General features: G+C 70.8%; 20 protein-coding genes and 4 pseudogenes. 13 read left to right on the forward strand and 11 right to left on the reverse strand.

Annotated elements, in window-relative coordinates; all coding sequences use genetic code 11:
- Window positions 1-24: 24 nt before the first annotated feature.
- From ACH4J0_RS32915 to ACH4J0_RS32930, 4 genes and pseudogenes are all read right to left on the reverse strand, one after another.
- Window positions 25-904 (reverse strand): annotated as a pseudogene (locus tag ACH4J0_RS32915) (hypothetical protein); the annotation flags it as partial.
- Window positions 905-945: 41 nt separating this feature from the next.
- Window positions 946-1227 (reverse strand): annotated as a pseudogene (locus tag ACH4J0_RS32920) (hypothetical protein); the annotation flags it as partial.
- Window positions 1228-1667: 440 nt separating this feature from the next.
- Window positions 1668-1874, reverse strand: coding sequence for a hypothetical protein (locus ACH4J0_RS32925; RefSeq protein ID WP_396244615.1), 207 nt, complete (start codon window positions 1872-1874; stop codon window positions 1668-1670).
- A gap of 1363 nt (window positions 1875-3237) precedes the next feature.
- The gene (locus ACH4J0_RS32930; protein WP_396244616.1) at window positions 3238-4470 is read right to left on the reverse strand and encodes an FAD-dependent monooxygenase; all 1233 of its coding nucleotides are present in this window, start codon (window positions 4468-4470) and stop codon (window positions 3238-3240) included.
- A 119-nt stretch (window positions 4471-4589) separates the two neighbouring features.
- Between ACH4J0_RS32930 and ACH4J0_RS32935 the strand changes: the two genes are divergently transcribed.
- A complete protein-coding gene (locus ACH4J0_RS32935; RefSeq protein ID WP_396244617.1) occupies window positions 4590-5309 on the forward strand; it encodes a TetR/AcrR family transcriptional regulator in 720 nt (239 codons plus the stop codon).
- Window positions 5310-5607: 298 nt separating this feature from the next.
- On the opposite strand, the gene ACH4J0_RS32940 is transcribed toward ACH4J0_RS32935, so the two are convergent.
- A complete protein-coding gene (locus ACH4J0_RS32940; protein WP_396244618.1) occupies window positions 5608-7923 on the reverse strand; it encodes an MMPL family transporter in 2316 nt (771 codons plus the stop codon).
- Between the two features lie 449 nt (window positions 7924-8372).
- Between ACH4J0_RS32940 and ACH4J0_RS32945 the strand changes: the two are divergent.
- Window positions 8373-8696: pseudogene (locus tag ACH4J0_RS32945) on the forward strand (sensor histidine kinase); the annotation flags it as partial.
- A 201-nt stretch (window positions 8697-8897) separates the two neighbouring features.
- Window positions 8898-9599: a response regulator gene (locus ACH4J0_RS32950; protein WP_396244641.1), complete on the forward strand. Its 702-nt coding sequence runs from the start codon at window positions 8898-8900 to the stop codon at window positions 9597-9599.
- Between the two features lie 266 nt (window positions 9600-9865).
- Here the strand turns inward: ACH4J0_RS32950 and ACH4J0_RS32955 are convergent, their stop codons facing one another.
- Entirely contained in the window at window positions 9866-11041 is a 1176-nt protein-coding gene (locus ACH4J0_RS32955) for a serine hydrolase domain-containing protein (RefSeq protein ID WP_396244620.1), read from the reverse strand.
- 115 nt (window positions 11042-11156) lie between these two features.
- The gene (locus ACH4J0_RS32960) at window positions 11157-12323 is read right to left on the reverse strand and encodes a serine hydrolase domain-containing protein (protein ID WP_396244622.1); all 1167 of its coding nucleotides are present in this window, start codon (window positions 12321-12323) and stop codon (window positions 11157-11159) included.
- Between the two features lie 488 nt (window positions 12324-12811).
- Between ACH4J0_RS32960 and ACH4J0_RS32965 the strand changes: the two genes are divergently transcribed.
- The 3 genes from ACH4J0_RS32965 to ACH4J0_RS32975 all read left to right on the forward strand — a co-directional run bounded on the left by ACH4J0_RS32965 (window position 12812) and on the right by ACH4J0_RS32975 (window position 15700).
- Window positions 12812-13066 (forward strand): hypothetical protein, encoded by a 255-nt coding sequence (locus tag ACH4J0_RS32965; protein ID WP_396244623.1) that lies wholly within the window; start codon window positions 12812-12814, stop codon window positions 13064-13066.
- 321 nt (window positions 13067-13387) lie between these two features.
- Window positions 13388-14155: a hypothetical protein gene (locus ACH4J0_RS32970; protein WP_396244625.1), complete on the forward strand. Its 768-nt coding sequence runs from the start codon at window positions 13388-13390 to the stop codon at window positions 14153-14155.
- A gap of 423 nt (window positions 14156-14578) precedes the next feature.
- Entirely contained in the window at window positions 14579-15700 is a 1122-nt protein-coding gene (locus tag ACH4J0_RS32975) for a Tim44-like domain-containing protein (protein ID WP_396244626.1), read from the forward strand.
- 629 nt (window positions 15701-16329) lie between these two features.
- Here the strand turns inward: ACH4J0_RS32975 and ACH4J0_RS32980 are convergent.
- From ACH4J0_RS32980 to ACH4J0_RS32995, 4 genes are all read right to left on the reverse strand, one after another.
- Window positions 16330-16656, reverse strand: a complete 327-nt coding sequence (locus ACH4J0_RS32980; RefSeq protein WP_396244627.1) for a DUF1048 domain-containing protein — start codon at window positions 16654-16656, stop codon at window positions 16330-16332.
- Window position 16657: 1 nt separating this feature from the next.
- The gene (locus tag ACH4J0_RS32985) at window positions 16658-17014 is read right to left on the reverse strand and encodes a DUF1048 domain-containing protein (protein WP_396244628.1); all 357 of its coding nucleotides are present in this window, start codon (window positions 17012-17014) and stop codon (window positions 16658-16660) included.
- Window positions 17011-17337, reverse strand: a complete 327-nt coding sequence (locus tag ACH4J0_RS32990; RefSeq protein ID WP_396244630.1) for a PadR family transcriptional regulator — start codon at window positions 17335-17337, stop codon at window positions 17011-17013. The genes ACH4J0_RS32985 and ACH4J0_RS32990 overlap by 4 nt, the downstream gene beginning before the upstream one ends.
- Window positions 17338-17896: 559 nt before the next feature.
- Entirely contained in the window at window positions 17897-18349 is a 453-nt protein-coding gene (locus ACH4J0_RS32995; RefSeq protein WP_396244631.1) for a MarR family winged helix-turn-helix transcriptional regulator, read from the reverse strand.
- A gap of 119 nt (window positions 18350-18468) precedes the next feature.
- On the opposite strand from ACH4J0_RS32995, the gene ACH4J0_RS33000 reads away from it, so the two are divergent.
- From ACH4J0_RS33000 to ACH4J0_RS33030, 7 genes and pseudogenes are all read left to right on the forward strand, one after another.
- Entirely contained in the window at window positions 18469-18861 is a 393-nt protein-coding gene (locus tag ACH4J0_RS33000; protein ID WP_396244632.1) for a nuclear transport factor 2 family protein, read from the forward strand.
- A 100-nt stretch (window positions 18862-18961) separates the two neighbouring features.
- Window positions 18962-20437: an FAD-dependent monooxygenase gene (locus ACH4J0_RS33005; RefSeq protein WP_396244633.1), complete on the forward strand. Its 1476-nt coding sequence runs from the start codon at window positions 18962-18964 to the stop codon at window positions 20435-20437.
- 662 nt (window positions 20438-21099) lie between these two features.
- Window positions 21100-21492, forward strand: a complete 393-nt coding sequence (locus ACH4J0_RS33010) for a hypothetical protein (RefSeq protein WP_396244634.1) — start codon at window positions 21100-21102, stop codon at window positions 21490-21492.
- A 1186-nt stretch (window positions 21493-22678) separates the two neighbouring features.
- The gene (gene ltrA, locus ACH4J0_RS33015; protein ID WP_396244635.1) at window positions 22679-23932 is read left to right on the forward strand and encodes a group II intron reverse transcriptase/maturase; all 1254 of its coding nucleotides are present in this window, start codon (window positions 22679-22681) and stop codon (window positions 23930-23932) included.
- A 245-nt stretch (window positions 23933-24177) separates the two neighbouring features.
- Entirely contained in the window at window positions 24178-24555 is a 378-nt protein-coding gene (locus tag ACH4J0_RS33020) for a nuclear transport factor 2 family protein (protein WP_396244636.1), read from the forward strand.
- A 549-nt stretch (window positions 24556-25104) separates the two neighbouring features.
- Window positions 25105-25425: pseudogene (locus ACH4J0_RS33025) on the forward strand (transposase); the annotation flags it as partial.
- Between the two features lie 71 nt (window positions 25426-25496).
- Complete coding sequence (locus ACH4J0_RS33030) at window positions 25497-26114, forward strand: hypothetical protein (protein ID WP_396244637.1); 618 nt, start codon at window positions 25497-25499, stop codon at window positions 26112-26114.
- Window positions 26115-26310 lie beyond the last annotated feature (196 nt).

Consider the following 26310-nt stretch of genomic DNA (forward strand, 5'->3'; position numbering starts at 1 on the left):
TGTCGAGACGTGAGCGCCGCCCTCTCACGCCAGCAGGTCCGGGCACGGTACGAGGCATTCTTGTGAGATCTCTGTGAAAGCAGCGGTGCCGGTGGTGCCCCGGCCGGGCTCTTCCCCTCCCCTTTCGCGGCCCCCGGGTGCAGCCGTCACCGGCACCAGCCGCCCGGCACGGTCCATCACCGGCTGGGTGTCGGCGGTCGCCGCGGGCGTCGGCGAGGGCCGGATCACGCTGAGCGGGGCGCTGCCCGCCGCTTCGGCACTGCCGGTGATGGAACCGCTGGTGCGTGCCGTCCCCGGCGTGGTGGACGTCGAGGTCGGGCTCGTCGCGCCCAACCGACACGGCTCCACCGTGCCCCTGCGGACGGGGCCGGCCGGTGCGGGCTCGTCGGCCAGTGCGACGGTGTCGGCGAATCCGGGCGCTCGGTGGATCTGCTTGGCCCCCGGCGCGGTCACTTTGCCGGTGGAGAGTTTCATCATCGGCCGGCCGTCGTAGGCGACGAGCTTGTAGGCCGAGTCCGGGTACGGGGCGTCCGCCGCGACCCCGACCAGCGTGCCGACGGCGAACAGATCGATCGGCGCGCCCGTGCACACGAGCTCCTCCACCGCGTACTCGTCCAGCCCACCGCTCACAGTGATCCTCAGCCGGGGCAGCCCGGCGGCGTCCAGGATCCGCCGGGCCAGGACGGCGAGCGCGCCGAGGTCCCCGCTGTCGAGACGTACCGCGCAGCCCTCGTGCAGGCCCAGTTCGCGCAACACCCGGGCCGCGACCGCGACGCCGACCTCGGTGTCGTAGGTGTCCACCAGAAAGGTCACCGGGCCGGGATGGGCGCGCGCGAACGCACGGAAACGCGGTCGCTTCGTCGCCGAACGCCTCGATGTACGAATGCGCCATCGTGCCCACCGCCCGTGCTGCACGCAGTACTGCCCGACGGAGCCCAGCAGGGCGCCTTCGAAGCCGCCGAGGCCGCGATGGCCGACGACGAGCAGGGACGCCTGGGAGCAGCGACGTTGGGCTCGTGTGTGGGGTGGGCGCCGGTGCCGGTGCCGGCGGTGTCGGTGGCACGGTGTATACGGACTGTGTGGCCTGCGTGTTTGTGGTCGATCGAGAATCAGCGGATGGCATGAGAAGCAGTGGGGTTTTCCGCAGTCTGGAGGAGAGCTCCGGCCGGGCGGGCGCGAAACTGCTGCGGCTGAGTGACAAGGGTGCGGCTCCCCGAAAATGTTCACGATGTGACGAGTCGAGCCCTCTTAACTTCTTCTGACACTCGACTGTTTCGCCCAGCAGGCGGTTGCCCGCGTCCGCCACCTATGGAGGTCATCTGATGAATCTTCGACCCTGGGTTGCAGCATCCCTGGCCGGTGCGGCCATCGCTCTTGCTCCTGTGCCTGCAGGCGTCGCCGCGCAGGTGTCCACACTGCACGCGCCCGGCTCCCCGTGGCCCCAGGAAGAGGACGGGGAAGGGGCAGGAGAAGGGGATGGGGAGGGGTACCGCCATCAGTACAGTCCCTGGCGCCACTGCTTCAGCCCCCGCCGCGTCGTGCTCATCGACAGAACCCTCAGGGCGATTCTGACCAACAGTCGGCGTGGGCCGGAGGCTCTCGTTCTCCAGGGGACTCCGTCGTCCTCGTCCGCGTCGCCGGAGGCACCATGGGACAGCTTTTCCGTCTCAACGTATTTGAACGTGAATTACCCCACCCAGACCAGCAACCAGTATGAGTTTCAGATCCGTGGCTTCTTCAGGGAACACCCGGTCTTCGTGGTGAAGGCCTTCGATCGCCACGAGCGAGTCTTTCCCTTCGCAGCCGCCCGCTGCGTCGACGACTACTACGACGACGACCACCGCCACCACGACGACGGTGACCGCGATGACCACGCCCGTCCGCACGATGGTGCGGCTGCCGACGGGGGTGGCCCGTCCGACGCCCCGTCGCCCCAGGGAGGGGACCACTCGCAGAACGGTCAGCCCGCGCCGGAGGCTCTCGCCAACGGCGGCACCAGCCTCGCTCCTCCGCCCGATGGCGTGGCTGTAGGTGGGAGCGTTGGCCGCCTGGGCGCGAAGCGCATCGGGATCGCGGCCGGCGGCTTGCTGACGGTTCTGGGAGCGCTGGCTGCGGCCTGGCTTCGCCGACGCCGTCGGCAGCGTGCCACTCGGCCGGAACAGCGAACGGAAGCACCTTCGACCCCTGGCGGCACATCGGATCAGGAGCCCGATGTGCCGCCGACCCAGCCGTAGCGATAGCGAACGGCCGGCCTCCCGGCGGAACCGGTCAGGAGGAACTGCTGCTTGCGGAGGGGGACGACGTGGCCGAGGAGCTCGGACGGGGGTCGTGGGGGCAGATCCAGTTGGGGTTCTTGATCCCGTAGCTCAGGCCCCACTCCCTGTCACAGCCACCCCAGTATGCTCCCACCCAACCGCAGTAGGGGCCGCCGTAGCTGTGACAGGGGCGCACTGATTCCTGCGGGCCCGGATTCGTGGAGAGTGGCCCGGACGATTCGGCCGCGCTCAGCGACGTGCCGGAGGTTCCGACCATGCGGACCCGCGTGGCATCGGAACCGTGGGACGTCCGGTCCATGAGGAAGAGGGGCAGGCCGAAGGCCGAGACGGAAGCCGCCACCGATGCGGCGGCGAGAGCGCAGCGGGTCAGGCGCATGACTGTTCCTCCTGGCTTCGTGGTCTGTGGCAGGTGCGGACGGACTCTGCGCACGAGTGCCGCCGCCGTGAGCGCCGGAGTTGAACGTATGGTCTGGAAAACTCCCCGGCAGCCAGCGAACCGCCAATCAGGCGGCCTTGCCCCGGTTCTTCACTCAAAGGGTCTCGTCCCCTCTGCCGGCGCCGGCTGAACCGTGGTTCTGGATCACTTTCCGTGCCAGAGCCACGGGAGCGTCACCAGAACCGCGATCATGAACGGTCGTGGCCCACGCTCTCCTCGACGCCCTGCGGCACCCACCCGTACGGCCCGGACACCGGCCTTCTCTGCACCCACTCGCCCGCGGAAGTACTTGATCAAGTAGGCCACGGGTGACAGCAGCGATTGGTCGAGAGATCGCGTGTCAGTACTCGACACCACCCCCGAGATTACGTCGCGTTGTCCATCAGGGTTGGCTGCTTCAGCACAGGGGTTTGCCAGATGTTCCGACCCGAGAGGTTGGGGACGCGGCTGGCGGGTGCGCCCGGCGTCGTGCGCCGGCAAGATCCGAAGGAGAGGGTCGGGAGTGTCCGGCGGGGCCCTGCCGGGTCAGGGGCCGGGGGTGGGCCGCGGTGCTCCCGTGGGGGTGGCGGTGCGGCCGTGCTCGGAGGCGGCGAAGGCCCGCTTGACCAGCGGGCGCGCGGCCTTCGACTGGAGTGCGCGCATCATCAGCGCGTTGGCCCGGATTCCCAGGGTGGACTTCGGGGCCGCGGACACCACCCGGCCGGGCGGGAGTTGCTGCGCCGAGGCGGTCCTGGGCCGCATCGTCTGTTCGAAGGCGGCCAGTGCGGCGGGCACCCGGGCGGTGTCGCCGGGTGCGCCGGCGGCGTGGAGCGCGGCCGCCAACTCGGCGGCGCCGCGCAGGGCGAGGGCGGTGCCCAGGCCGCTGAGCGGGCTGGCGCACCAGGCGCTGTCGCCGAGCAGGACGGTCCGGCCGGTGTGCCAACGGGGCACGTGCACCTGGTCGTAGGTGTCCAGGGCGAAGTCGTCGGCCTGCCGGGCGGCGGCCAGGAACTCGGCGGCGCGCCAGCCGATGTCGGCGAACGTCCTTTCCAGCAGGGCGAACTGGGCGTCGCGGTCGCGCCGCGGGGGCAGGGTGTCGGCGGCGAAGGTCAGGCCGATCTCCTGCTCGCCGGGGTGGCCGGGGCGGGCTTCCACGCCTCGGCGGCCGGGCGCGTTGTGGATGAGGAACCAGCCGTCCAGCGGCGGCGTCGTGGGCTGCTCGGTGAGGGTGAACCAGGCGTGCGCCAGGCCGAGGGGCTTGCGGTAGGCCTCCTCCGGCCCGAACCGCAGGGCGCGGACCCGTGAGTGGGCGCCGTCGGCGCCGACCACCAGGTCGAACTCCTCCTGCGTGCCGCTGCGGAAGCGGGCGAGCACGCCCGTGCCGGTGTCCTCCAGCGTTTCGACCGTCTCGCCGAAGCGGTGCGTCACGCCAGGTCCGGTCGCCTCGTGGATGATCCGGGCGAGGTCGGTGCGCAGCAGTTCCTCGCGGGAGACTAAGCCGCGTCCGTCGAACGCCTCCACCGGCATCTCGGCGAGGCGCCGTTCCCGGGCATCGATCCAGGCCACGCCGCGCTGGGGCACCAGGCGGGCCAGGGCCTGCTGAAGCAGGCCGGCGCGTTCCAGGACCTCCCGGCTGTCGCCGCGCAGGTCGACGGTCTGGCCGCCGGTGCGCAGGGCCGGCGCGATCTCCGCGACGGTGACCGTCCAGCCGTCCCGTTCCATGAGCAGCGCGAGGGTGTCGCCCGCGATGCCGCCGCCGACGACGAGTACGTGTGCCATGAGGTCCTCCGGTTCCGCTTCGGTCTTCGGGTGTCCCTCGCTTCACTGATGCGAAGGATTCGCGTTTAACGTAGACCTGCCGCCGGCCTAACGCAAGAGTTTCGCGATAGCATGGGGTGGTGACGCAAGCATCAGGGACAGCCCGACCCGGCGGCCGCACCGCCCGCACCCGCGAGGCCGTGCGCGCGGCCACCCGCGAGCTGCTGGCCGAATCCGCCGACGGCACCGTCGACATCGCGGAGGTGGCCGCCCGCTCCGGCGTCCACCTCGCCACCGTCTACCGGCGCTGGCGCACCGCCGACGGCCTGATCATCGACGCGGTCGTGGACGAACTGGGCAGCCGGTCGCCGCTGCCCGCCACCGGCGACCTGCGGGCCGACCTGCAGACGTGGATCACCAACCTGCTCACCGACCTGACCCGGCCCGGCGACCTGGCCTTCGTCCGGGCCCTGCTGCGGGCCGGCGGCGAGGGGCGGGACGCACTGGACTTCGCCGAGCCCCGGATCCGCCAGATCGAGGCCAGCCTGGACGCCGCCGGCGCCACCGTGCTGACCTGGACGGACGTCTTCGAACTGGTCCTGGCCCCGGCCTACGTGCGCGCGCTGCTGTCCGCGCCGATGGATCCGGTGGTCGACGCCGCGCGGCTGGTCGACAACGTGCTGGCCGTCCGGGCCGCACGCGAGCGCCAGGCGGCCGACCAGGCCCTCTCTTGTGGATCAGCGGGCGGACCACACGAGGATGCCGGCGATACGGAGCCCGGCCAGGTGGACGGTGGCAGGTGGCGCCGGTCGGCTGGGGCCGCCGGATCGGCCGACGCCCCGTTGCCGGAGCACCGCTAGCCTGCGCGTTTCACTTCGAGGTGCGTGCCGATCACGACCAGAAAAGCAGAAGGTGCCTTCTGCGCCGGGACGATGAGACTTGTCCAAGGTCTCCGTCGTACCAGCGGAAGGCACCTCCTGGGTGCGCACTACCCGGTATCGCCCCCGAGTTCGTCGTCAGCGCTGACGGGCACCGGGTCGCCAGTCGCGCCGGTTCGCGCCTGCCGGCGGATCCGGCCGGTGCCACCACGATGACCAGCACCGTGTCCGAGGCGTTGGGGCGGCTGCGCCCGGTGTCCTCGTCCGAGCCGGCCGCGTCCTACGAGTGATGGCTCCGTCGGGCCCAGGAAGGGTCTGTGTCCTGTTCCTCCTGCGGCGCGTACGACCGGGGGTAGGGGTGGGTGTCCTGGTGCGGCGGCGCGGGCCACTGGGACCAGGGCGGCGACGGCGAGTGCGGTGTGTCCGTGGGGTGCTGGGGGGTGGGTCGGGTGGTCGTGAGTCCGGGGCGCAGGGGCCACCACAGGCTGCGGCCGAGGACCGCGGCCAGGGCGGGCACCAGCACGATGGACAGCAGGAACGCGGAGAGCAGGATGCCCAGCCCGGTGGCGAAGCCGATCTGCTGGGTGGAGGGTTGCGGGGTTACCGCGAGGCTGGCGAAGGAGCCGGCCAGGACGAGGCCCGCCGTCGCGATGGCCGGGGCGGTGTGCCGGAGGGCGCGGGCGACTGCTGCCCGGGGCGGCCCGGGGTGTTCCATCTCTTCCCGGATCCGGTCGCTGATCAGGATGTTGTAGTCGGTGCCGAGCGCGACCACGAACAGGAACAGGACCAGGGGCAGCGTGAAGTTGACGCCCGGCTTGTCCATCGCGTGCTGGAACAGCAGGGCGGCCGCGCCGAGGGTGGCCGCGAAGCCGAGGGTCACGGAGAGCATCAGGATCACTGGTGCGAGCAGGCTGCGCAGCAGCAGGAGGAGGATCACCCCGATCAGTACCGCCGCGACCGGGAAGACCAGCCGAAGATCGCGGCTGACGGCGGTGGAGACGTCGGCGAAGACGGCCGGGGTGCCGCCGACGTGCGCGGTCAGGTCGGCGGGTGTGCTCTGGGCGACGGCTGCGCGGATCGGGCCGGAGACCAGGTCGCGGGCCTGTCGGGACTGCGGGTCCTCGGTGAGGAACAGGTCGATCCGCGCGGCCCGCCGGCTCTCGCTCAGGACCGGCTCGGCCACCTGGCCGACGCCGGCGACCCGGGTGAGGCGCTGGGCCATGCCGTCGAGTGCGCCGGGGGAGAGGGGGCCGGCGTTCTTGGTTTCGACGAAGACGCTGGTCGGGTCCGCCACGCCGGCGGGCAGCGCGCGGGAGATTTCGAGGGCGGTGGTCTGGGACGCGGTGCGTGGGCCGCCGCCCAGGCCGTAGTCCATCTTGATCCCGGCCAGCCCGCCGGCCAGGGCGCCCAGGAGGGCGAGCGAGGCGAGGACCATGGTCAGCGGCCGTCGGGCCACCAGGTCGGCGAATCGGGCTGCGATGCCGCCGCGGGGCTCGGCCTTGAGGGCACGTGAGGGCCAGAAGAGTTTGCGTCCGCAGACCGCGAGCACGGCGGGCATCAGGGTGAGGCTGGCCAGCAGCATGACCAGGACCGAGACCGCGACGGCCGGGCCGAGCACTCGGAACTGGCCGAAGCTGGCGACCCCGAGGGTGGCGAAGGCGGCGACGATGGTCAGCGCGGCCGAGGCGACCGCGGTACCGACCTTCTGACTGACCTCGGCGGCGGTGGAGCGGTGGTGGCGATCGGGTCGGGCCCGCAGCTGCTCGCGGAAGCGGAACATCAGGAACAGGAAGTAGTCGATGCCGATGCCGAGGAGTACCACGCCGATGAGGCTCGGTACGGAGGTGTCGAGCTTGATGCCGGTGAGCAGCGCGGTGCCCACGACCGCGCCGGCGGCCACGCCGCTGATGAGCGCCACCGTGATCAGCGGCAGCAGGGCGGCCAGGACGCTGCGGAACACGAGGACGTGGAGCAGCATGATCAGGGCGACGGAGCAGGCGGAGGCAATGATCGAGAGGGTCTTCCCGTCGTCGGCGGAGTCGACCTGGTCGGCGAGCGCGCCGGTGAAGCCGGTTCGCAGCCCCTGGGCGGCGAACTCCGCCCGGGCGTTGTCCCGGAACGCCCGGAAGGTGTTCTCCAGACCCGGGTCGGCGGAGTTTCCGGTGAGGTTGGCGGAGAGCAGCTCGAAGGTTCCGTCAGGTGCCGCCATGGCCGGACTGACCTGGGGGATCTGCGAGTAGTCCCGCTGGAGGAGCGCCGCGTCCTTGGGCTTGGGCATGGTGACCTTCAGGCGGCTCAGCCGCTTCGCCCCGGCGTCGATCTGCTCGTGGTCCGTGGGGGTCAGCGCCCGGCCGTCGGTCCGCGCGACCAGGATGGTCACCGGGTTGGCGTCGGGCTTCGTCCCGAAGTGGTCGTGGGCGATCTCCATCGCGGCGGCCGAGTCGTAGCTCTTCGGCAGGAAGTCGGCCGTCTGCGTCTGGGTCACCCGGTAGATCAAGGTCTGGCTCAGGACGGTCAGGAGTATTCCCAGGACCGCCCATACGGCGATCACCTTCCACGGATTCCTGGTGGAGAATCCGGTCAGGGCGCGGATCACGATGTCCTCCGGCTGTGGTGCTGTGGCCGGGGAGTTCCGGCACGTCACCAGACCATCACGGCGTACCGGGCGTTCTCGTCCGAGCGGGGGAGGAGAACGCCGTCAGGACCTGGGCCCGGTACACGGCCCTGACCAGGACCAGGGGCCTGGTCGGGGATCGGTCCGAGGTGCCTGCCCGGGGCCGGGAGCCCGCAGCGAGAATGGACCGCGGACGCTTCCCCTCCGGGGACCGCGGGCCGTTGCGGGGACAGCACACGGCTGACGGCTCACGGCACACGACTCACGGATGACGGTCGCGGTGAACCGGCGAAGGCCAGTGCCGACCGGCCACCGAAAGGACCAGTACCAGCATGTCCGGCGGTGCCAGAGCGAACCTCGGGGGTGACACCGAGGTGGTGCGCGACGCCCTCGTCACCCTGGAGGGCTCCGGGCGGATGGCGCTGCGCGAGATGCGCCAACTGCTCGACGTGCTCCGGGCCGGCGACGCGCTGGAGGAGGCGGACGGGGCGCCGTCCGCGCCACAGCCCGGTGTCGGGCACCTCGGACGGCTCGTCGAGGAGGCCCGCAGGGCCGGTCTGCCCACGGAGTTCGCCGTCCTGGGGGAGGAGCGTCCGCTACCGCCGAGCACCAGCCTGGCGGTGTTCCGGATCGTCCAGGAGGCCCTCACCAACACCCGCAAGCATGCCGGCCGGGCCCAGGCGCGGGTCCAGCTGACGTACCACCCGGACCGGGTCACCGTCGAGGTGTCCGACAACGGCGCCGCCACGCCGGCCGACACCCTGGTGGGATCCCTGACGGGGGCGGGGGGGTGCGGCGGCGCCGAGGGCGGGCCGCACCGGGTACGGTCTGATCGGCATGCGCGAACGCGTCGCGCTGCAGGGTGGCAGCATGGTGGCCGGCGGCGTCGACGGTGGTGGCTTCCGGGTGGTGGCCAGCCTGCCGGTGGCGCCGGCCGACGGAGAGGAACAGCTCGGATGACGGGAACCGCGGAGCGGATCAGGGTGCTGATTGCGGACGACCAGCCGCTGGTGCGGCGGGGCCTGGCCCTGATCCTGGCACCGGACCCGGCGTTCGAGGTGGTGGCCGAGGCGGACGACGGGCAGCGAGCGGTCGACCTCGCGCACCGGCACCGGCCGCACGTCGTGGTGATGGACATCCGGATGCCGGTTCTCGACGGGGTCCAGGCGACCGAGCGGATCGCGCGGGAGCTGCCCGCATGCCGGGTCCTGGCGCTGAGCACCTTCGACATGGACGAGTACGTGGTGGCCGCCCTGCGCGCCGGCGCCTCCGGGTTCCTGCCCAAGGACGTCTCCCCGGAGGAGCTCTCGGCGGCCGTGCGCACCGTGCACACCGGTGAGGCGGCGGTGGCGCCGCGTCTGCTCACCCGGTTGATCTCCACATACGTCACCACGCCCCGACTGCCGCGGTCGCCGTCGCCGGTGCCGGTGTCCAACCTGGGCGAACTGACGCCCCGTGAGATCGAGGTGTGGCACCTGCTGGCCACCGGCCTCGACAACGCCGAGATCGCGTCGGCGATGGGCATCAGCGTCTCCACGGTCAAGAACTACATCACCAGCATCTTCGCCAAGCTGAGTGTCCGCGACCGCGCCCAGGCGGTGATCGCGGCTTACGAGTCAGGCCTGGTGGAGGCCCGGCGCGCGAACACGGCGGGCTGAAGCGGGCCGGGTCGGGCAGGGTTGAGCCGAGCCCGGGGGAGAGGTCGCGCAGACACGCACGGACGGGTGTCCCGGCAGGAAAGCGACAAGAGGCCCCGGCGGTCACGGAGTTGCTGTGATGTTCCGTGACCGCCGGGGCCTGGGCGTGTACTGCCGTCGCTGTGGACGTAGTGGCGCACGTCGCGGCCGGGCTCGCGGCCCTCGTCCACGGCAGCCGCGAGGCCGTCCGCCCGGTGTCCGGAACCCCGTACACGCCGAGGAGTGGGTCAGCGGCAGAGGGCCGCGTCCAGGGCGTCCGCCATGTGCTGCGCGCCGACCCCGCCCGGGATGGTGGTGACCGTGATGGTCGCGGCGCGACCGTCGTCGGTGACCCCGTCGCGCGAGCGGTAGCCCGGGGAGGTCCCGCCGTGGCCCCAGAGGAGGCCGCCACAGGAGAGCGGCTTGCTCTGCAGGCCCAGCCCGTAGCGGACCCCCGGGCCCAGGAGCTCGGCGGGGACGGTGGTGCGCATCTCGGCGAGCTGCGCCGCGGGTAGGAGCCGGCCGCCGAGGAGCGCGGTGAAGAACGCGTTGAGATCGGTGTTGGTGGAGACGATCGCCCCCGCCGCCCAGGCCATCGAGGAGTCCATCCCGGTGTAGTCGATCGGAGGCGCGTCCGGCGAGCTGCGGTAGTAGCCCTGGGGGTGGGCCTCGTGGATGCCGGTGTCGCCCGGGGTGGGGAAGTAGGTGTGGCGCAGGCCGATGCGGTCGATGACGCGCTTGGTGATCTCCTCGCCGACGGGCCGCCCGGTGACCTTCTGGATGAGGAGTCCGGCGACGATGTAGTTGGTGTTGCTGTACTCCCAGCTGGTACCCGCGGGGAAGCGGGCCTTCTGGGCGAGGGCGCCGTCGAGGAGGTCACGGGGCTCGAAGTAGCGGTACTGGATCGTGGTGAAGTCCGACAGCGCGGGGGCGTCCATGTATTCGGGCAGGCCGCTGGTGTGCTGGAGCAGCTGGCGGACGGTGATGTGGCGCCCGTCGATGCCGTCGCCGCGCAGCAGACCCGGCAGGTAGGTCTCAACGGGGGAGTCCAGGCCCACCTTTCCTTCGGCGACGAGCTGGAGGACGACGACGGCGGTGAAGGTCTTGGTGTTGCTGCCCGCGCGTATCTGCCCGTCCACGGGGACCTTGGCTCCGGTGGCGAGGTCACCGACGCCGGCGGTGTAGGTGCGGGTGTGGCCGTCGCGGCCCTTGACGGAGGCCAGCGCGGCGGGCATGCCGTCGTCCTTCACCAGCGCGTTCAGGCTCGACTGGACGCTGTCCGGCCTGCCGCCCGCGAACGCCGCGGTCGGTGCCAGTGCCGAGGCCGCCACGACGCCGGCGGCCACGGAGGCCACGGCTACCGCCAACCCGCGCCGGCCACGGCGGCGTCGGTCGGCCCGGTTGTGCTGTACGTGCTCTTTCACGGAGGAACTCCTGTGCTGGAGTGAGGAATTGGTGGGGTGCGCGGGTTCTGCGCGCAGGTGCGCGCAGAACCCGCTGGTCGTACCGGTGCGGATGCTCAGGCCGGACGGGCGAGGGTCAGCGGCACAGGGCGGAGTCCACCGTGGCCCCCACGTGCTGCTTGACCGCGTCACCCGGGATCGTGGTCACCGTGATGCTGACGGCGCGGCCGTTATCGGTGGCGCCCCCGGCGCTCTCGAAGCCCGGAATGGTCCCGCCGTGGCCCCAGTACACGCCACCGCACGACAGCGGCCGGCTCATCAGGCCCAGCCCGTAGCGGACCCCCGGGCCCAGGAGCTCGGCGGGGACGGTGGTGCGCATCTCGGCGAGCTGCGCCGCGGGCAGGAGGCGGCCGCCGATGAGCGCGGTGAAGAACGCGTTGAGATCGGTGTTGGTGGAGACCACGGCGCCCGCCGCCCAACCCCAGGACGGGTCCAGTTCGGTGTAGTCGCGGAGCGAGCCGTCGGCCTCCTGGTTGTAACCCTTGGGGTGGGCCTCGTGGATGCTCATGTCCCCCGGGGTGGGGAAGTAGGTGTGGCGCAGGCCGATGCGGTCGACGATGCGCCGGTTGATCTCCTCGCCGAGCGGTCGTCCGGTGACCTTCTGGATGATCAGGCCCGCCATCAGGTAGTTGGTGTTGCTGTACTCCCAGCGCGTACCCGGGGCGAAGTGGGCCTTCTGGGCGAGGGCCAGGTCGAGCAGTTCACGCGGTTCGTAGTACCGCTTCGGACTGGTGAGGATCGAGTCCTTGTCCACGTATTCGGGCAGGCCGCTGGTGTGCTGGAGCAGCTGGCGGACGGTGATGTGGCGCCCGTCGATGCCGTCGCCGCGCAGCAGGCCGGGGAGATAGGTGTCGACGGACGCGTCGAGGCCCACCTTTCCTTCGGCGACGAGCTGGAGGACGACGACGGCGGTGAAGGTCTTGGTGTTGCTGCCGGCGCGTATCTGCCCGTCCACGGGGACCTTGGCTCCGGTGGCGAGGTCGCCGACGCCGGCGGTGTAGGTGCGGGTGTGGCCGTCGCGGCCCTTGACGGAGGCCAGTGCGGCGGGCATGCCGTCGTCCTTCACCAGCGCGTTCAGGCTCGACTGGACGCTGTCCGGCCTGCCGCCCGCGAACGCCGCGGTCGGTGCCAGTGCCCCGGCCGTCATGACCCCGGCGGCCACGGCGGTCACGACCGCCACCGCCCGGTGTCGGCCGCCCCGGCGGGAGAGCGGGAAGCGGCTGTGCGGTGCATGCTCGTACACGAAAGGACCTCTCCGATGAATGGCGCCGGCGATTCCCGGCCTCGATCAAGAGGACCATTCGGGGGCAGGGGAGTTCGTCCGCGCCCAGGACGAAACCGCGTCCGGGAGCAGACTCCGGGAGTCGCCCCCGGCCAGGACCGTACTCCTGGCCACCGGTGCCGATCGGCCCGCTGCTCCTCGCCCGCTCTCGTATCCCTGGCCGTGGAGACGGTCAGCTTTTTCCAGAAGCGGGGCCAGGCGAACTGCGTTCTGTACGGCGGATCATCGTCGGAGCCGGAGTCGGACTGATGCGACGACGACGGTTCCGTGGAAGACGTATGCGCGGAGTGCCGTATCAGGCAAGGTTCGCCCCGTTCGCCCCGTTCGCCCCGCGCGCCTGATCAGTACCGTTCGTCAGGTTGATCGGGCAGGATGTCCGCATGGAGATGTGGCGGACTGAGGCATTGATCAAGCTCGTGATGGATCCCGCAGCGCGTGAGGATGAGCGAGTGGACGCCGCCATGTACCTGTGCGAGAGCAACGACCCCCGTGTTCGTGCGGCACTGGTTCAGGTCTGCTGCGACCAGAACCCCGGGTACTCGCTGACTGCCGCCTGCGCCGGCGAGTCCCTGGGGGAGATCGCTGCGCGGACCGCCCCGCTCACGGCGGAGGAACTGGCGCCCTTTCGTCGAGAGGCGCTCAGGGAGTACCGCGCCTCGTACGAGCAGTTCATCGGCGTCGGCAAGGGCGCGGTCATGGGCTGAACCCTGCTCGGTGCCCGGCCGGGTGAGCGCCAGTCAAGCTGGCTGCGTGGCCGAACGGCGCCACCGCCCCGCACTCGCCGCGCCCACGCCGCCCGGTCCGGGGCGGCGTGAGCGGCAGCCGGCCTCACTCGTTCGGGGAAAGCCGGGACAACCGGACGGTGATGCGACAAGGTGGCCCCGCGACGACCCGTTCGCCGACCTCGGGCCGGGCCCCACCAGGTCACGAAGTCACCCTGAGCCGAACTGACCCGGCGCCGCAGCCGTGATCGCGACCACGAGCCCACCTGGGCACATACCGGACCCGGACCGAAGGCAACCACCATGAGCGAGGCACTCACCACGGTGACCAGCAGGACATCCTGGCAGGAACTGCTGGAGGACGTCGGCGAGACCTACAACGGATGCGACGTCGACGACGTCACCGACTCGGAAGGGCGACCGGAAGCCGCAGCATGGCTCGCAGGCACCGCCATGGCCAGCGTAAACGGGCTGGCAGCGTTGCTGACCTCTCCCTGGGCTCTGCACACTCCCGAGCAGGCCGGCGCCGTCGCCGCAGCCCTGACCACCATTCAGCACCACGCCGAGCAAGCGAAAAGCCGGCTGCTCGATGTCTTGGAGGCCATGGAAGAACGCGGCGATGTGAGCCTCCCCCGGTTCGACGACGACCCGGACGAGCCGATCGAACTGGCAGCGGATCTGTTCAAGCTCGAACCGTCCCCGCGCACCGCGGACCACCTCTTCGCCCAGTTCTCCTCCATCCCTCTGCTGCGCCCCATGCCCAGCACGTTCGCCGAAGCCCTCCACCAGACGGCGGAACTGCTCGCGGACCTGGTCGTCCCCGGCACCACCGCTGAAATCTTCGAAGACCCTGATGACTCCCAGCACCAGGGGTTCGTGCAGATCCAGCACCAGGGCAAACGCTGGCGTCTCTTCTTTCACGCGGGTGAGGAAGAGTGGTCCCTGGACGACTACCCGCGGAATCCCGTTTCCGTGGTCACGCTGGGGCGCTTCCCCCTGCTGGCTGCGCATCCCGCCAGAATTGCCGGAGCAGCCCGGACCACACTGGTCGAACTGGCCACGCAGGCATGATCTGACCTTTCGCGCCCCGCTGCTGCCGGCCTCACACCCCGGCCGGCGGGCGCCGGGGCCGGCTGCGTGCGCCCGACGGAACCCGCCGACATCGCAGACCGGCCGCAGCCACCGGACCGCTGCGCCCGACCGCTTCCCGCACATTCCCGGCTTGTACGCTTGCGCCTGCTTGGAAGGTCCGCGGTTCTTGAGGGAGGTCCGGTGCGCGTTCGCCGGTGGATATGTGTGGTCGCGGGAGCCGTCGCGCTGAGCAGCCCGACGGTCGCGTATGCCCGCGGTGGGGGCGGCGGTCACGGGTTCGGGGGCGGCGGGGGCGGTGGCAGCCACGGTGGTGGCGGTGGCGGCTTCCACGGGTCGACCGGCGGCGGCTCCGGAGTCGGCTTCGGGACCGGTTTCGGAGCCGGTAGCAGTGGGCTCGTCGCCGTGCTGGTGATCGTGGCCGTGGTCCTGCTGGTCCTGTGGCTCAGGTCCCGGCGCCGCAAGGCGGCGTTGGCGGGCGGCCTGAACACGGTCTCGGACCGCACGGCGCACCGCGCGGACGCGCAGGCGCGCGAGCGCGCTGCACGGGTCTCGGCCCGGGTCGATGCCATCGCCGACACCGATGCGACCTTCGACCGTGCGGCGCTGGAGCGCCGCGCCGTCTGGTTGTACGTGACGGCCCAGCGGGCCTGGACCGGACACGATCACGCCACGCTGCAGCGGATCCTGTCCCCGGTGCTGTACGGCAAGTGGGCCGAGGAACTGCGCGACTACGAGTCGCGTGGCGAGGTCAACGTCGTGGAGGTCGTCGACGGTCCGGTGGTCGAGCTGGTCGACGTCGCCAACCGGGCGGGTGAGGTGAACGACACCGTCACCTTCCGGATCACCGCGACGCTCCGCGACTACGTACGCCGCGGCGACGGCCGGCAGGCCGAGCGAAAGGACGGCTCGACGCGCCCGGTCGAGTACTGGACACTGCGCAAGAGCTCGGCCGGCGAGTGGATCGTGTCCTCACTCGAGCAGGCCGCCGAGGGAGCGCACCACCTGAGCAGCGCCATCGAGACCGACGGCTGGGACCAGAAAGAGGTCGCCCGGGACGCGGTGCTCGAGGTCGCGCAGAAGAGCACGGTCACCGGGGCGAGTGACATCCTCTCCCTCACCAACATCTCGTGGAGCACGGACGCCGACACCGCCGCCGGCGATCTGAGCGTCCTCGACGGACGCTTCGACAGAGCGGTTCTCGAGGTCGCCGTCGAGCGGTTCCTCGAGGAGTGGGTCATGAACGACGGCAGCCTCGACTTCACCCCCGTCCGCACGGCCCGCCGAACCGTCCTGCGCGAGGCCACCGTCACATCGGTCACGGTGCGCTCGCTGGTCTCACGCGACCCGGTCGTCTTCCGCGTCGCGGTCGACGCGCAGGGCGTCTACTACGAAGTCGACCGCCGCACCGAGCAGGTACTGCGCGGTGACGCGCACAAGCGCAGGCCGATCGCCTTCACCTTCGACCTGCGGCTGGACGACACCTCGGCCAAGGCATGGACCGTGATCGCCACCGACACGCAATAGCCGAACCCTCCACGTCAACAGGGGTTCACTCGCGTTCGCCCGTCCAGCCTTCCCTCACCTGTCGATCAAGCGGTATCCGGCCCCGATACTCCCCGCTCCGGTGGGGCCGCCTCCTGGTGTGTGACCACCCCGCTGCCCGGTTCGTCCAGGAGGGCGCCAGGGCGCACCTCCTCCCCCCCCCCCGCCATGTGCTGCACCCGAGCTCGGAGGGCGACGGGCCGGGGGCGCCGCGGGGGTGACCGTGGTCCGGGCCACGCGGGTGGTCTTCGGCGGCGGGCCCGCGGCGAACCCCTGACCACCCCGCCCCAGCGCCCGAAGAGCCACACCCAACACCCGTGCACGGCGCACCCGCGGCTCGCCCCGACCGGTTCGGCCGCGGGCCGCGGGTGCGGGCAGGGGCGGCCAGCCGCCGAGGCCGACGACGTTGCCGAGGGAGCAGTTGTCGGTGTGGGTTCGGGGTCAGCCGCTCAGGGCGGGGACGACGGCGATTCACGCGCGCCCCAAGGACCGGACGGACTTCGAGGCGAGTGTCCCGTACCTGTCCGCGGCCCCGCGCGAGGCCCTGGCCGGGCTGCTCGCGCGTGTCCGCCCGGGGCACCGCTGGATCGCGGACCTGGAGTCGGTGGGCGTCACTTCCCGTCCGCGCCGGGCGCCCCGCCGAGGGACTCCCGGTAGACGTCCGCGTGGGTGGGAGAGTCCTTGATGAGGTCGTCGCAGAACGCGGCGACGTCGGTGCCGATGAGTTCCAGGACGCCCTTGCCCTCGGCGACGCCCTCCTCGAAGAAGTCGACGATGCCGGGGAGCAGGGGCCCGTCCGGCAGGTCGACCGGTCCGACCTTGAACAGGTACTTCTGCATCTCCTGGTAGACGATCCGGTAGTCCGGCGGGAGGGCCTTGACCCGGGCCATGTGCGCCCGCCACTGCTTCTTGCCCTCGATGATGTCCCGGACGCTCATGTCAGCCTCCCAGCCGGCTCAGTTTCCTTGCGACGTTCCTGTTCAACTGCTCGCGCCACCGGTCGCGGTAGGTCCGGGCCCCTTCTCCGCCGACCAACGCTGTGCAGAAGCCCCGGATGTCGTCGCCGAGCACCTCGTGGACGTCCTGTCCGTCTGCCGCCGCTTCTTCGAGCAGCCCCAGGGCGGCGTCGAGGATCGGCACCAGGTTGCGGCCGCTGACGTTCGCGTGGGGGGCGAGGTGGCCCTTGATCTGTCCCCATGCCTCCCGGTAGTCCTCCGGCAGGGCTTCGGCCCGGGCTTCGAAGGCCTTCCACTCCCTGGTGAGATCACTGCCCGTGACGGTCTCCCAGAAGTTCATCTCCCGCCCTCCCTGAGTTTGTCGATGCGCGACGAGACGTACTGCCACTTCGCCCAGAACCTCGCGAGCTCCTCGCGTCCGGCATCGTTGAGCGCGTAGAACTTGCGCGGCGGACCGACCCCGGACGGCCGTCTGGTCACCTGGACGAGTTCGTTCCGCTCCAGCCGCAGCAGGATGGTGTACACCGTCCCCTCGACGACGTCGGTGAAGCCGAGCTCGTTCAGCCGACGGGTGATGGCGTACCCGTAGGTCTCCTCGCTGCCGATGATTTCGAGCACGCACCCTTCGAGCGTGCCCTTCAACATCTCCGTCAGGTCGTCCATCGCGGGTGCTCGCTCCTCAGCCCTGGTAGTACTCAGTGGTACCGAGTACTGCTACACGGTACCACTGAGTAGCGAAGCTGCGAAACGGGATCGCCGACTCTTCCGGGCCTTCGGCGCGGTCGAGGCGGTCGGCCGCTTCAGGGGTACAGGCGCGTGTCCGGGCGACGGCCCCGGCGCTCGCTGTCCGCCTTTCCCGTGGGCCAGAGGGGCGGTGACGGTGTTGTCACCGCTTCGACCTGCCTTCCTGGGCCTGTCCTGTGGTGGGTGCGGTGGTGGTCGGGAGTCGGGCGCTGTGCTGTGCTTCGTGTTCTCGCGTCCGCCTGGTGCCGGCCGCTCGTGCGGGTGAGGCGAGGCGGGCGGCGGTGGGGTGGTGGCCGCAGGAGGCGGATGTGTCCGCGGCGGGCGCGGGTGGCGTCGGCGCAGAGTCCGGCAGCCTCGGCGGCTGGCTGACGGTTGCATCATTCGCGAGCCTGCCCCCGCCTCACCGTCAGCCGGGTGAGTGACGTCGCCGGGTGGCCTACGCGCGCCGAACCGGCCGGCCTCGGTGGGTCGGTGGCGGTCAGTGGCGTTCGGCGAACGGGCCCTCGTCGACGAAGCGGCGCAGCTGGTGTGCGAAGGCTTGGGCGTCCGCCGGGGGCCAGGTGGCGAGCGAGGACTCGATGCCGGCCGCCAGCCGCTGTCTGGTGACCGACACGATGTTGTGACCTTGCTCGGTGAGTGCGAGGAGGGTCGCGCGGCCGTCGGCCGGGTCGGGCTGGCGCTGGAGCAGGCCGGCCTGCTCCAGCCGGTCGGCGCGGCGGGTCACGGTGGTGCGGTCCAGTCCGATCTCCCGGCCCAGGCCGGCGGCGCTGCACGCACTGCTTCGGGCCAGGCCGCTGAGAACTGGGTAAGTGAGGTCGTCGACCCCTTTCCCCAGTCCCTCGGTCAGCTGGGCGTGGAGGCGGGTGCGAGTGCTCGGCCTCAGGAGCGGGCCCAGTGCATCGGCGATGTCATGTCCCGTCGAGTTCTTCACGCCTCCAGATTAGCGTGCCCCGCGCACGCTTTTCCTGCTACAGTCAGAAGCGTGCTTCAGGCACGCATCCCTGATTGATCCAGGGCGGACCACGCCCGCACTCAGCCGAAGGAATCCCCATGAACCGCACCGATGCCCGCGCCGCCCTCACCGACCTGCTCCTCACCCCGGGCCTCGACCTCGACGAGGCCGCCGACCGGCACTTCGCCCCCGACTACCGCCAGCGCACCGACGGCGAGTGGGCCGACCGCACCGAGTTCCTGGAGCACATCGCCCACCTGCGCACGGTTGTCGCCGGCGGCTCGGTCGAGGTGCACGACGAACTCGTCGACGGCGACCGCTACGCCGACCGCCACACCATGACCGTCGTCAAGACCGACGGCTCCACCGTCCGCATGGAGGTCTACCTCTTCGCCGAGTTCGCCCCCGACGGCCGTTTCCGCCGCATCGAGGAGACCACCCTCATGCTCGAAGGCGCCGACGCCGACCGGAACCTCGGCAGCGCCCGCTGAGCCGCATCGCCCCCTGACGCCACGAGGCCGCTCCCGTCCCGGGGCACCGGCGCGCCGATGCCCCGGGACACCGTCCGAAAAAGTGAGAGGAAGTGTTGTCATGCTCGACGTGCTCATCGCCGGAGCCGGCCCGGTGGGGCTCTGGCTCGCCGCGGAGTTGCGCCTGCACGGGGTGGAGGTGAGCGTCGTGGAACGCCGTGCGGCACCGGACGGACGCTCGCGCGCGGTCGGCATGCAGGCCGGCACGCTGGACACCTTCGCCACCCGCGGCCTCGCGCAGCGGTTCATACAACGCGGCACCCCGGTGCCGACCGGCCACTTCGGCGCGGCGACCACTCGGCTGGACTTCTCCACCATCGGGGCGGTCCACCCCTTCATGCTGGCGCTCGGTCAGTCCGTGACCGAACAGCTCCTGGAGGAGCACGCGGTCGCCGTGGGCGCCCGCGTCCTGCGCGGCCAGGAGGTCGTCTCGCTCACCCAGGGGCCGGACGCCGTCGAGGTGGTGATCCGGGCCGGCGGCACCCACCGGACCGTGCGGGCCCGCTGGGTGGTGGGCTGCGACGGCACCCGCAGCGCGGTGCGCCAGGCGGCCGGCATCGACTTCCCCGGTCAGGACACCACCCTGACCGGGTGGCTCGCCGACGTCGAACTCGACGATCCGCCCACCGCGCCGCTCGCCGCCACAGGGCCGGCCGGTTCGTTCCTGGCGGCCCCGATCGGCGACGGAGTCCACCGGCTGGCGGGCCTGTCCACGGCCACCATGCACCGCGGCACCGACGAACCGCTGACCCTGGAGGAGGTGCGCGAGCAGACCCGCACGCTGCTGGGACGGGACCTCGGCATCCGCAACTCCCGGTGGCTCTCGCGCTACGGCAACGCCACCCGCCAGGCCGCGCGGTACCGGGCGGGACGGGTGCTGGTCGCCGGAGACGCGGCGCACATGTTCTTCCCGGCCGGCGGGCAGGGCATGAACGTCGGCATCCAGGACGCCACCAACCTGGGCTGGAAGCTGGCCGCCACCCTCCAGGACCGGGCGCCCGACGGACTGCTCGACAGCTACGCCACGGAGCGCCGGCCGGCCGCCCGCGCCGTCATCGACAACACCCGCGCGCAGCTGGCCCTGTTCGCTGCGGCGAGCCCGGAGCAGATCGCGCTGCGCGAGGTCTGGTCCGCCGCACTCGCCGAACCGCAGACCAACCGCCAGTGGGCCCGCCGGATCGCCGGCTTCGACGACCCGCTCCCCGCCGACACCACGCCCGGCGCACACCCGCTGAACGGCACCCGACTGGCCGGCCTCGCCCTGGACACCCCGGCAGGTGCAACCACCGCCCACCCGTTGATGCACCACGGCCGACCACTACTGCTGGACCTCGGCGGAACGCGGACACCGCGCCCCACGGACGGCCTGGAGCAGCGGGCAGGAACCGTCGACACCCGGGCGGCGGACCCGATCTGGCGGGACGTCACCGCCGTCCTCATCCGGCCGGACGCCCGGATCGCCTGGGCCAGCACCGACACCGACCCGCAGCGCCGGGCCGCGGACTGCCTCACCACCCTGCGCTCCCTGTGCCGCTGAACGCCACTCGGCGAGCCCACCCCCATCCACCTCGTCCAGATGATCGCGGGTGGCTCCCAGCGCCTGAGCGCCGAACGCCTCGACCTGCCCTGGAGCACCGCCGAGTCGCTCCTGTTCGACGCACACCGACGCATCACCGCCGCCGCAGCCGCCGTTCCAGCAGCGCCGCCAGCCGGTCGCCGCAGAGGCCGACGCGGAGATCGAAGCGTCCTCCTCCAGACGATCTGGGGGGTCCTGCGGGCCCTGGCAGCGCACGACGCCCGGGTCGTGGGACGCGTCACCGAGCTGCGCGCCCACCGCGCCCAGTCCGCCCCCTCACCACCGGGGGGGTCGCGTCCAGGTCACCAAGCTGGACGTCCTGGACGAGCAGTGGCGCCTGGAGCCGGACTGGAACCGCTCTACCGCCGCCTTCTCGCCTAACTTGCCCGCCGGCGCCACCCTCGACGGCCCCGTCAACCGCACCGGCCTGGCTGACGACCCCACCTTCCGGCCGGCACCTGGCTGCGCAAGCAGGACAAACCCGCACCGAGGGCTATCTGATCAACCATCAGAGCGCGCTCTCGGACTCCCTCCGCCGGCACGCCGAGACCGTCGCCAGCTGACCCACCCCGCACCGGTCCCGCAGTTTCGGCCCGGGACGGCCCACTTCCCGGAGGAAACGAATGACCACACCTGCCACCCAGTCGCCCAGGGCCTCCTGGAACGCCCAGTGGGAATGCGGCGCCTGCGGCGACGGCGGCGACGCGCTGTTCGAGGACGGCACCCTGACCGACGCCGACCCTCACCCCCGTCCCGCGGCCCACCCCGGCGCCAGAGCCGTGGATGCGCCGACCACCAGCCGCGGCCGCCCGAAGGGAGCCGCTGGGCAGGCCCAGGTCGTGCCCGAGAAGGCCGCCCGGACCCTCGACGACGAGCGCCTGGTCGTCCTCGACGTCGACTGCACCCGCCGCCCGCCCACCGACTCCGACAGGCCCTTCCCGCCGACCGCCGCCCGCATCACTGTCCTCGACCCTCGAGGCACTCTGCCCACCCCAACGACCGGACGCTGCGCCTGACCGGTTCCCACACCCCGGGCGCCCCGCCGACGCCGTCGACGCCGCCCCGGCGCTCGCCGACCTGACTGCCCTTCTCGCCGACCACACCATCCTGCTCTGGGCGGAGACCGACCTCACGCCCCTGTACGACGTTCTGCGACCTCATCGCCAGGGGGCAGGCTTAATCGATCTGGTCGTCGCTGTCCACAGCTGGATAGCGGGACCAGATCAGCGGTGGTGGGTGACGGTCCGGCCGGCAGGGGTCTGCACCCTGCGGGGCCGTGGTGATGGTGAGCGCCCGGCGAACGCCGGACGCCCCCGGGCGCCATCGGGCCGGATCGGCGGCGATCCTCTGTCAGCCCTCCCCAGCCGGCTGGACTGTCGACGCCGACCGGATCCGGCCACCAACCCCCATGCCCGACCGATGCCCCGTCGACGGCCCTTGACGGCGACCACCGTGCCCTGACGCACCGTCCGGCCGGAGGAGGCGGCCGCGCCCCCGCGTGGCCCGGAACGGACCTTCCAGGGCCTCGTGAAGCAGCTCTCGATGCCAGCACCCCCGCCTCGGGCGCGGGGTGACATCTGAGCAGTTCACAGCGCCAACCAAGGTGGCCGGAAATGCCGACAACCCGTGTGCCACGAATGCGAAAGGAACTGCATGTAGGAAGTTCTGGAAGCAATGCTGTGCAAGAGATGAAGGTTTGGCCCTTCGGAGTCGCCCTGCGGGGGGAGGCTCCAAACCGCCACATGCTGCGAGAGCGGTGACGCGATCGTGGTGAGCGATGTGGAAAAGGCGCCTTGCAGGCGTCAGGTGGGGATCAGGAAGGCGAACGCAAGTGAACCGCTGATGAAGTGCCGTTACTGCATTAAGTGACATCGAAACCGGACGCACGGGTTGGAGTCCGGGATAAGCCTGGCGGGTGCCCGTCTATTGGCCAGGCGGTGTCCGGCACGGAGGCGGCGCGAGCCTGGTCTGCTGGTCTTGTACGGAACGTGGGAAGGCACGGTTCGACACTGCCGCCCGGGAGGGAGGCGAGAGGGAGCTCCCCAAGCGGCTGAACCGCAAGGGGCTGAGTACCGTCGCGAAGGGTGCTGGCGGACCGGCTCGTAGTAGTGCAGAAGCCCCTGTAACGGGGGTGGAGCGAAGGGGCCGGGTCATCCGTGGCTGTGTGTGTCTGGTCAACCGGACGTTCTCCGGGAGGAGCCGATGGACAAGCTGAAGTCACCAGATAAGTCGTTTGAGATTTCGAAGTGGGAAGTTCTGGAGGCGTACCGGCAGGTTAAGAGGAACAAGGGAGCATCGGGCGTGGACGGGCAGTCCATCGACGACTTCGAGAAGGATCTCCAGGGAAACCTGTACAAGATCTGGAACCGCATGTCGTCGGGGACCTACTTTCCGCCTCCGGTGCGTGCGGTGGAGATTCCGAAGCAGCACGGCGGCGGCACGAGAATGCTTGGCATTCCCACTGTCGCCGACCGGGTGGCGCAGACCGTTGTGGCCAATCATCTGGGAGTCCGAGTGGAGCCTGTATTCCACGAAGACTCCTATGGATATCGGCCGAACCGGTCCGCGCTCGACGCGGTGGAACGATGCCGGCGACGCTGCTGGGAGAAGGACTGGGTGATCGACCTCGACGTCCAGAAGTTCTTCGACAGCGTCCGCTGGGACCTCATCGTCAAGGCCGTGGAGGCTCACACCGACGCCGTCTGGGTGAAGTTGTACGTTGAGCGGTGGCTCCGTGCTCCGCTTCAACTGCCCGACGGCACCTTGCAGAAGCGAGACCGGGGCACCCCGCAAGGGTCAGCGGTCTCGCCCGTGCTGGCGAACCTGTTCATGCACTACGCGTTCGACACCTGGCTCGCCCGTAACTACCCGGGCATCCAGTTCGAACGGTATGCGGATGACGCGGTCGTGCACTGCGCCAGCGAGGGCCAGGCCCGCCACGTGCTGGCTGCGCTCGCGAACAGGATGGAGGAAGTCGGGCTGCGACTGCACCCCGACAAGACCCGGATCGTGTACTGCAAGGACGGGAACCGGCGGGGCTCGTACGAGCACACGTCGTTCACCTTCCTGGGGTTCACGTTCCGAGCCCGCGAGGCGCGGAATAGGAAGGGCGTGAACTTCACCAGCTTCCCGCCCGCGATCAGCAAGGACGCCCTGAAGAAGATCAGTGCGGAGGTCCGCTCCTGGCGGCTCCACCGGCGGATCAACCTCACCTTTGTCGACCTCGCCCGTCACATCAACCCGATGGTGCGGGGCTGGTTGCAGTACTACGGAGCGTTCTACCGCTCCGCGCTGCACCACCTCCTCCGGCGCATCAACGCCTACCTGATGCGCTGGATCCGCAAGAAGTACAAGCGGCTCCAGATGTTCAAGAAGGCCCACGCGTGCTGGAAGCGCGTCACGCGCCAGTACCCGAGGCTTTTCGCCCACTGGGCACGGACATCGAAGTTCTCGTGACCAGGATGACAAGAGCGGAGTGACGGGAGACTGTCACGCTCCGTTCTGTGGGAGCCCGGGGGTGAGATTCCCCCGGGCGACCCGACTCTCTGCGCGTCCTTGTCCTCCTGGTGGTGGGGGCGGGGTGGTAGTGCGCCGTCGGTCATGGTGGCCTGCGGCACCAGTGCTGTGACCGGGAAGGTTCACCGTGACGGGAAGGCGGCTCGTGGGTCGAGCGCACGCGAAACGGCTGGTATTACTGGGGTATGCAGGAAGAGACCGCACGCTCCGCGATCGACACGTTCATCTCCGCGTTCAACGCCTCGGACGACAGCTATGTGACTGCCCTGCTCCCGCAGGCCCTGACCTCAGACGTGGTCTTCTGGGGGCCGTTGGGCCGCAGCGAAGGAATCGGGGCGGTCGAGCGGTTCGTGTTGGACATCCGACGCCACCCGGCGGGGACCGGCACGATGGTGCGCTGCTCGGCGGTGGACATGCCTGACGAATGGGCCCGGTACCAGTGGGTCTTCACCACGCCTGATGGAGGCCCCCGCCTGGCGGGAACGGATGTCGTCCATCTACGACGGAACCTCATCGACCAGATCATCGTCTTCGCGGGGGAGATCGAGCCGTTCGCCGCCTGAGTCATCCTCCTGTCGCTGTCCTTCTCCTGAACTTGCCCCGTCGGCGTTCGGGGGGCTGCTGTTCGCGGTTGGTCAAGCCGCGGTGTTGAGGGGGCGCCCGCCCCAGCGAATGCCCTATTCGCTGCGGGTGCGGACGCTGTGCGGGGTGTGGATCGCCCTGCCCGGACGGCCGGTCATCGGCCCCGCCCACTACTCGGGCCACCCGTAGGGGTTGGACGGTTCACCGCGTCCGCCGCGTCAGAAGGCGATTACCGCCGCGGGGCCTGTTCGAGGTGGTGGCCGGAGCGCTGGCCCAACCTCGCACCCCCGGAGCGCGGTTCGGCCCCTGTCGCACGGTCTCCTCCGACGGCCGCAGTTCCATCAAGACACCCGACAGCGAGCGCAACCGGGCCTGGCTCGGGTGCTGCCCGCACCGCGGCTATCCCCAGACCGAGTTGATGACGCTGGTCGAGACCGGAACCCGCTCGGTGATCGGCGCGGTGTTCGGCCCCACCGGGGTGGGCGAGACCGCCTACGCCACCCGGCTGCTTCACCATCTGGGCCCCAGCCATGCCGGTGCTGTGGGATCGCGGGTTCGACGGCAACGACTTCCTCGCCGCTGTCCACGCCACCGGCGCCCGGATCGTGGGCCGCGTCAATCAGCGCCGCCGCCCGCCGATCGGGAAGGCCCTCACCGACTCCTCGTACCTGTCGGCCATCGGCGGCGTCCCGGTGCGCGTCATCGAGGCCCAGATCAGCACCGCCTGCTCGGACGGCACCGACTTTGCCGGCTCCTATCGGCTGGTGACCACCCTGCTGGACGCCAGCCGCTACCCCGCCGAGCGTCTCGCGCGCCTCTACCACGAGCGCTGGCAACACGAGAGCGCCTACTACGCACTGCGCCACACCGTCCTCGGCCGGCGCCTCTGCGCTCGCGCGACCCGGTCGGCGTCGAGCAGGAGATGTGGGCCCTGCTGGTCCTCTACCGGCTTCTGCGCCGGGCCATGGTCGAGGCGGCGGAGTCCCGGCCGGGCACCGATCCCGACCGCTGCGGCTTCACCATCGCCTACCAGACCGCCCGTGACCTGCTGATCCGCGCGGAGGGAGTCCTCGAGCAGGGCATGGGGGCGATCGGCCGCCGCGTCTTGTCGGCGCTGCTGCCGGCACGTCGGCCGCGCGTCAGCACCCGCAAGGTCAAGTCGCCCATCTCCCGGTATGCGGAACGGAAACTGGACGGCCGCCCCGACACCAGCCAGACGGTGGCCTCCGTGACGATCACCCTCCTGCCGCCCCCGCCACCCCACCCCGAACTGCCGACGACCACCGTCCCCCGGTACGTCGGCCCCGGCAAGACCAGCAACCGCATGGCGCGAGTCCTCACCATGCTGCAGCAAGAACCCGAGCGGCACTGGCAGGCCAGAGAGATCGCCGAACTCCTCGGCGACGTCACCCTCGTCACCACCTACCGGCAGCTCACCCGCTGGGCTGAGAAAGGGCTGATCAAGAAGGTCCGCAGGGGCCGCTACACGGCAGCCGCCACACCAGCGGCCCCCACCTCGCACCCCGGCCGGAATCCTTGACTACCCGGCCTTGGTGGAACTTCAACTAACGACGAACTAGCGGCGCAGGACACTAGTAGGGCTTTGTTAGGTACCCCGATTGATCGTCGTCCGGTAGGTTGTGATCTTCTGTCAGGTGTGACACCTGAGGAGATGGAGACGGTCCGCCCGCGCTTGGAGGCGTTCGCCGCGGAGATGCTCGGTTCGCTGGCGCGGC

Source organism: Kitasatospora sp. NPDC017646, from assembly GCF_044329365.1.
GTDB lineage: Bacteria > Actinomycetota > Actinomycetes > Streptomycetales > Streptomycetaceae > Kitasatospora.